Origin of the sequence: Acidovorax sp. BoFeN1 (assembly GCF_003345135.1) — a bacterium.
Classification (GTDB): Bacteria; Pseudomonadota; Gammaproteobacteria; order Burkholderiales; family Burkholderiaceae_C; genus Acidovorax; species Acidovorax defluvii.
This window is the reverse complement of the sequence record NZ_QOZT01000021.1, coordinates 41,253-48,070: the sequence shown is the minus strand read 5'-3', so window position 1 is coordinate 48,070 and position 6,818 is coordinate 41,253. Positions and strand designations below refer to the sequence as shown.

The 6,818-nt window shown below is 62.7% G+C and carries 6 protein-coding genes and 1 pseudogene; all 7 read right to left on the bottom strand.

Annotated elements, in window-relative coordinates; translation table 11 throughout:
- Positions 1-464, bottom strand: a pseudogene (locus tag DTW89_RS07465) (flagellar biosynthesis protein FlhF); the annotation flags it as partial.
- On the bottom strand, positions 461-2,542 hold the full coding sequence (gene flhA, locus DTW89_RS07460; RefSeq protein WP_114655480.1) for a flagellar biosynthesis protein FlhA: 2,082 nt from the start codon (positions 2,540-2,542) through the stop codon (positions 461-463). The pseudogene DTW89_RS07465 and the gene flhA, both read right to left, overlap by 4 nt.
- Positions 2,539-3,693, bottom strand: coding sequence for an EscU/YscU/HrcU family type III secretion system export apparatus switch protein (locus tag DTW89_RS07455; RefSeq protein WP_114655479.1), 1,155 nt, complete (start codon positions 3,691-3,693; stop codon positions 2,539-2,541). Before DTW89_RS07455 ends, flhA begins: the two co-directional genes overlap by 4 nt.
- A gap of 98 nt (positions 3,694-3,791) precedes the next feature.
- Positions 3,792-4,412 (bottom strand): protein phosphatase CheZ, encoded by a 621-nt coding sequence (locus tag DTW89_RS07450; RefSeq protein WP_114655478.1) that lies wholly within the window; start codon positions 4,410-4,412, stop codon positions 3,792-3,794.
- Positions 4,413-4,416: 4 nt separating this feature from the next.
- Complete coding sequence (cheY, locus tag DTW89_RS07445) at positions 4,417-4,803, bottom strand: chemotaxis response regulator CheY (protein ID WP_010466076.1); 387 nt, start codon at positions 4,801-4,803, stop codon at positions 4,417-4,419.
- Between the two features lie 84 nt (positions 4,804-4,887).
- Positions 4,888-5,820, bottom strand: coding sequence for a flagellar motor protein MotB (gene motB / locus DTW89_RS07440; RefSeq protein ID WP_114655477.1), 933 nt, complete (start codon positions 5,818-5,820; stop codon positions 4,888-4,890).
- A gap of 27 nt (positions 5,821-5,847) precedes the next feature.
- Entirely contained in the window at positions 5,848-6,708 is an 861-nt protein-coding gene (gene motA, locus DTW89_RS07435; protein ID WP_114655476.1) for a flagellar motor stator protein MotA, read from the bottom strand.
- Positions 6,709-6,818: the final 110 nt, after the last annotated feature.

Here is a 6,818-nt window from a genome sequence, read left to right as displayed (position 1 = left end):
GGTGCGGGGCGCAACGGGTTGTGGCGGGCCACCTGCGGGGCAGGCATGCGCTCGCGGTCGGAGGTGGGGTCGCGGCTGCGATCGGTGAGCGTGGGGGTGTCGGCAGGGCCGCTCAGTGCCTCATGCCGACGCCGCAGCATGCGTTCACGCACATAGTCCTGAAAGGAGAGTGTGCTCATGGCCAGCTGCTCTGTGTCTTCTTCCACCGGATTGCGCCCAGCCGGAGTCGGGGTGCTTTGCACGGTGCGCGCCGCCCGTTGCGGTGCGGGTGTCAGCAGAGCCTGTGTGCCCAAAGCCGCGCTGCCGTTGTCCAGGGCCGACAGTGTGTCCTCGGCCGTGGCCACCACCTCCACACCATTGGCCGTGGGGCGGTTGGACAGGATGAGCGTGCCTTCGCCAAACGCCATGCGCGCTTTGGCCAGGGCCTCCCGTGACGTGGGAGCGTGAAAGCGTTGGATGTTCATGCGGATGCACCTTTGAGGATGGGCCCAATACGGATGGTGTGGGTCTCGGGAATTTCACTGTGCGCCAGCACCTGCAGGCGCGGCGCTACGCGGCGCACCAGCCGGGCAATGGCGGTGCGAATCTGGTCGGGAACCAGCAGGCAGGCGGGCAAGCCCATCTCTTCCTGCTTGAGCGCCACTTCGGCAGCTTTTTGCGTCAGGATGTCTGCCACGCCCGGGTCGAGTGCCGGGCCGGCCGCATTGCCCAGGGCCTGCACCAACAGGCGCTCCAGACCGGGTTCGATGGCGATGACGTTGAGCTCGCGCGTCGGGCCGTAGATCTGCTGCACGATGGCGGGCGACAGCGCAATGCGCACCCGCCGCGCCAGTTCTGCCGGATCCGAAATGCTGACGGCGTGCTCGGCCAGCGTCTCGATGATGGTGCGGATATCGCGAATGTGCACAGATTCCTCCAGCAGCAGCTGCAGGACTTTCTGGAACGTTGCGATAGAAACCATTTTCGGGACCACTTCTTCGATGAGCTTGGGGGCCAGCTTGGCCACATGCTCCACCAGCTGCTGGGTTTCCGTGCGGCTGAGGAGCTTGGCGGCCTGCACTTGCATCAAGTGTGACAAATGGGTGGCCATCACGGTTTCTGAATCAACCACGGTAAAACCCGCCATTTGTGCCGCTTCCTTCTGGCGTTCGTCGATCCAGTGCGCTGGCAGGCCGAAAGCGGGGTCGGTGGTGGGGGTGCCGATCAGCGGCGTGGTGATGCCGCCGGGGTTGATGGCCAAAAACATGCCGGGGAACGCCTCGCCTTCGCCCACCACCACGCCACGCAGCGTGATGCGGTAACCGCTGGGCTTGAGTTCGAGGTTGTCGCGCACATGCACGGCGGGCGGCAGAAAGCCCACCTCTTGCGCAAACTTGCGGCGCACGCCCTTGATGCGGGTCAGCAGGTCGCCCTGGCGGCTCTTGTCCACCAGCGTGATCAGCCGGTAGCCCAGCTCCAGCCCCAGCAGGTCCACCGGCTGCAGGTCGTCCCAGGTGGCTTCGCCGTCGCTCACGGGGGCGGGCGGGGCCTCGACGGCTGGTGGCACCTTCTGGCGCTCGTGCAGTACCCACGCGCCATAGCCCAGCAGCCCGCCCATGGTCAGGAACACGATGTGTGGCATGCCGGGAATCAGCCCCAGCAGCAGCAGGATGCCGGCGGTCACGCCCAGCACGCGCGGCGACAGGAAGAGCTGCTCCACGATCTGGCGGCCCATGTCATGGTCTTTGCCTACGCGCGAGATCACCATGGCGGCTGCCACCGAGATCAGCAGGCCCGGAATCTGGGCCACCAGCGCATCACCAATGGCCAGCAAAATGTAGCTGTCGGCGGCCTGCTTGGCCGACAGGTCGTGCTGCAGCACGCCAATGGCAAAACCGCCCACGATATTGATCAGCAAAATCAGGATGCCGGCCACGGCATCGCCGCGCACAAACTTGGAGGCGCCGTCCATCGAGCCGAAAAAGTTGGCCTCTTCGGCCACTTCGGCGCGGCGGCGCTTGGCTTCTTTTTCGTCGATCAGGCCGGCGTTCAGGTCGGCATCCACCGCCATCTGCTTGCCGGGCATGGCGTCTAGCGTGAAGCGGGCCGACACCTCGGCAATGCGCTCCGCGCCCTTGGTCACCACCACGAAGTTGATCACCACCAAAATGGCGAACACGATCAGGCCCACGGCAAAGTTGCCGCCAATCAGGAAGTGGCCAAACGCCTCGATCACGGCACCCGCCGCGCCGGGGCCGGTGTGGCCTTCCAGCAGCACCACGCGGGTCGAGGCCACGTTCAGCGATAGGCGCATCAGCGTGGTCAGCAGCAGCACCGAGGGAAAGGCCGCGAAATCCAGCGGGCGCAGCATGTACGCCGCCACCATCATCACCATCAGCGCCACCGCGATGTTCAGCGTGAAGAACGCATCGAGCAGCCACGGCGGGATGGGCAATACCATCAGCGCCAGGATGGCAACCACCAGCAAAGGGGCCGACAGGCCCTGCAGCGCGCCGGCGTTGCTGCCCGCCCATTGCCGAAGAGACTTTACGGAGGTGTTCATACGGCAGGGCCTTGCGGTGCCACCCGGTTCAGCGGGTCAAGCTCAGGGGGGACATGGGGTTGCACCAGCGCGTCGGGCATCTTGCCCTCGCCACGCAGCGCAGCCTTGAGGCGATACACATAGGCCAGCACCTGGGCCACCGCCGTGTACAGCGTGGCGGGGATGGCCTGGTCAAGCTCGGCGTGGGCATACAGGGCACGCGCCAGCATGGGCGACTGCAGCACGGGCACGCCGTGGGTGCCCGCCAGATCGCGGATCTTCAGGGCGATCAAGTCGGTACCACGGGCAATCACCTGCGGGGCGCTCATGGTCTGTTCGTCGTACTTGAGCGCTACCGCATAGTGCGTAGGGTTCATCACCACAAAATCTGCCTTGGGCACGGCGCCCACGCTGGCGCGGTCGGCCATCTCGCGCTGGCGTTGCCGAATGCGGCCCTTGGTATGGGGGTTGCCGTCCGACTCCTTGTGCTCCTGCTTGACTTCTTCGTGCGACATCTTCAGCCGCGACTTGAAGAAATATGCCTGCAGCGGCACATCAATCACCGCCGCCAGAAACACCACCAGCAGCAGCAGGCTGGTGCCAGATATCAGCCACTGCGCCACATCGCGAAGGGCCAGGGGCGAGGGCTGCAAAACCAGCCTGGCTACGCGGTCGATGCTGTTGCCCATGAAGTTCCACGCCACAAACGAAAGAATGGCGGTCATCAGCACCATCTTGGCCACATTGGCCATCTGCTGCTTGGAGAACAGGTTGGCTGCACCAGAGATCGGATTGAGCCGGCTGAACTGCGGTGTGATGGGCTTGGCGCTGAAAATCCAGCCACCCGCACCAATGGCGCTGAGCAGCGCGGCGCCACCAGTCAACACGGCAAAAACAAGGCTGGCCACCAGGCCCACCAGCACCATGTCCTGAAGGCGGGAGAGCATGCTGCCGGTGGCCATCACGGTGGCGGCATCAAAACTCAGCTGCTGCCCCATGGCGCGCTGCATGTGCTCCATCAACTCGGGGGTCCACACCATCAGGCAACCCGCCCCTGCGCCCAAAATGGCCAGGTGCGAGAGATCGCGCGAGCGGGCGCCCTGGCCGTCTTCGCGCGTCTTCTGGAGCTTTCGCTCGGTCGCGGGGAGGCTTTTTTCTTGGCTGGATTCCATGGTGGCATGACGGCTGGTGTCATGCCATTGTCGTGAGCGACCTGGAAATCTAAAGCCCGATAAGAGGCCCGCTGGGCCTGCTTATCGGGTGGCGTGGATCAGAAACCCAGGCTTGCCAGCAGGTCGTCCACCTGCGACTGGTTGGTCACCACGTCGGGCGTGCGCTCGGGGTCTACCACCGGCCCCGCCAAGTGCTCGCGCGGAACCTCAATGGGCGCAGACTGCACGCTGGGTGGCGCGGTTTGAATGAGCAGCTGCACCAGTTGCGCCTCAATCGTGGCAGCCAGGTTGACCACGCGGGCAATCACCTGGCCCGTGAGATCGTGAAAGTCCTGCGCCATCATGATCTCGGTCAGGTGCGAGTCGGCTTCCTTGGTGACGCGCTCCACATCGGTGAGAAAGTTCATGATCTCACCCTTGGCTACGGCCGCCACAGGGTCTTTCACCAGCGAGGTGACGACTCGGCGGGTCTCCTGCGCAATGAAATCGTGCTGCGCCTTGGCCTGCTCCACACGGTTGAGCACTTTCTCGGCCGCTTCTCCTGTGAGGCGGGCGATGTAAGAGAGCCGGCTTTGCGCATCGGGCAACTCGCCCATGGAGCCGCGCAGCTTCTCGGCATAGCCCAGCTCGTTGAGCGAATCGTGCAACTGGCGTGTCAGTTGCCCGATCTTGTGGTGAACGTCGGCGGAATCCGCCAACGAAATCTCGGTTGGCACCATGGCGTCATAACCCCATCTTCTTGAGAATCAGGGTGACCTTCTCCTCGAGGGTTGCCTTGGTGAAGGGCTTGACGATGTAGCCCGCTGCGCCACCTTGGGCTGCGGCCACGATGTCTTCCTTGCGTGCCTCTGCCGTCACCATCAAAACGGGCAGGTGCTTGAGCTTGTCGTCCTTCTTGATTTCCGCCAGCAACTGAAAGCCGTTCATGTTCGGCATGTTGATGTCGGTTACTACGAAGTCGAACTTGCTGTTGCGCAACTTGTTGAGTGCGGCCACGCCGTCCTCGGCCTCATCGGCATCGGCAAATCCGCTTTCTTTGAGCAGATTGCGAACAATGCGTCGCATGGTGGAAAAGTCGTCAACGATCAAAAAGCGAAGGGCGGTGGTCACTTGGGACCCTTTCGGTCGAAATTGGCTGTATGTATTGTCATGGGGCGCAGGGGATGTGACAAGTCGTAACGAAAGTCGCAATGTTTACCTGGCGGGATCGACATTTTCCTGCTTTTCTTCCATCAGCTCCGTGGAGGTGACGGTCGGAATGCCTTTGCCCATGAGTCTTTCTTCGGCCTCACGCGTCAAAATGGTGATGGTGATGCGCCGATTGGCAGGTGCGAGCGGGTTGTCGGGCTCCAGCAAATCGCTGGCGGCCAAGCCTACAACCCGCCCCAGTTTAGCGTCTGGCATGCCCGCCGAAACCAGTTCGCGGCGCGAGGCATTGGCGCGGTCGGCCGACAGTTCCCAGTTGCTGTAGCCCCGGTCGCTGTTGCCGTAGGGCGCGGCGTCGGTATGGCCGGCCAGGCTGATGCGGTTTTCCACCCCGCCCAGCGCCGCGCCAATTTCGCGAAGAATATCGCGCATGTAGGGCTTGACCAGGGCGCTGCCACTGTCAAACATGGGGCGGTTCTGGTTGTCCACGATCTGGATCTGCAGGCCGTCCGGCGTGACATCGATGCGGATTTGCGACTTGTATTCATTGAGCCGCGGGTTTTCCGTGATCATGGCGTCGATCTTGGACTGCAGGGTCTTGATGCGCGCTGCGTCTTGCTTGGCCCGCTCGGCGCGGGCCGCTTCAATGCTTGCGCGGCGTTGCTTGTCCAGATCACTGTCCGATCGCTTCACCTGCCCGTGCACCTTGGTCAGATCGGTGCCCCCGCCCGGAATCACACTGGAGCTGTTGCCCGCGCCATCACCGCCCGCCATGGCCACCTTCAGCGGCGAGCTGAAATACTCGGCAATGCCCTGCAGCTCGCCCTTGGCGGTAGAGCCCAGCAGCCACATGAGCAAAAAGAAGGCCATCATGGCCGTCATGAAGTCGGCGTAGGCAATCTTCCACGCCCCGCCATGGGCGGCATGGCCGGTCTTCTTGACGCGCTTGATGATGATGGGCTGGAGTTTTTTTTCTGCCATGGCGTGGTGTTCTGGCGCGGCGCGCGCTTACTTCCTGCCCTTCACATGGCTCTCCAGCTCCAGGAAGCTGGGGCGGTCACCAGAGAAAAGCACCTTGCGGCCAAACTCGATGGCCGTGGCCGGGTTGTAGCCCTGCATGCTGGCCAGCAGCGTGTTTTTGATGCACTGCAGCTCTTTGGCCGCATCTTCGGCTTTTTGCTCCACCAGCCCTGCCAGCGGCTCCACAAAGGCATAGGCCAGCAAAATCCCCAGAAAGGTACCCACCAGCGCTGACCCGACCATGCCACCCAGCACCGACGGCGGCTGGCCCACCGATCCCATGGTGTTCACCACCCCCAGCACGGCGGCCACAATGCCGAAGGCCGGCAAGGCGCCGGCCACACGGTTGAGCGCCGCCACCGGCGCATGGGCTTCCTGGTGGTGGGTGTCGATCTCGCTCTCCATCAGCGCCTCGATTTCGTGCGAATTGAGGTTGCCCGACACCATCATGCGCAGGTAATCGGTCATGAACTCGATCACATGGTGGTCGCTGCCCACTGTGGGGTATTTGTTGAAAATTTCGGACTCTGCGGGCGCCTCGACATCCTTTTCAATCGCCATCAGCCCCTCTTTGCGGGCTTTTTGCAGGATGTCATAAAGCATCGCCATCAGCTCCATGTAGCGCGCCTTGGTGTATTTGGACCCCTTGAGCGCCACGGGGATGGCCTTCATGGTGGCCTTGATCACCTTGGGCTGGTTGTTGACCACAAAAGCCCCAACGGCCGCACCGCCGATGGTGGCCATTTCAAAGGGCAGCGCCTTCAGCACCACGCCAATGTTTCCGCCATGCAAAATGAAAACGCCAAAGACGCAGACCAGGCTGACGATGTAACCAATGATGACGAACATGCTGGGCGTGGGTTGTCAGGGTGAAAAACGATGCAGGTAGACCCCTTGGGTCAGGGATCCACTGTATCTGATTGTGTTGTGCGCAACTGTGCGAGTAGAGGGGAAATGTG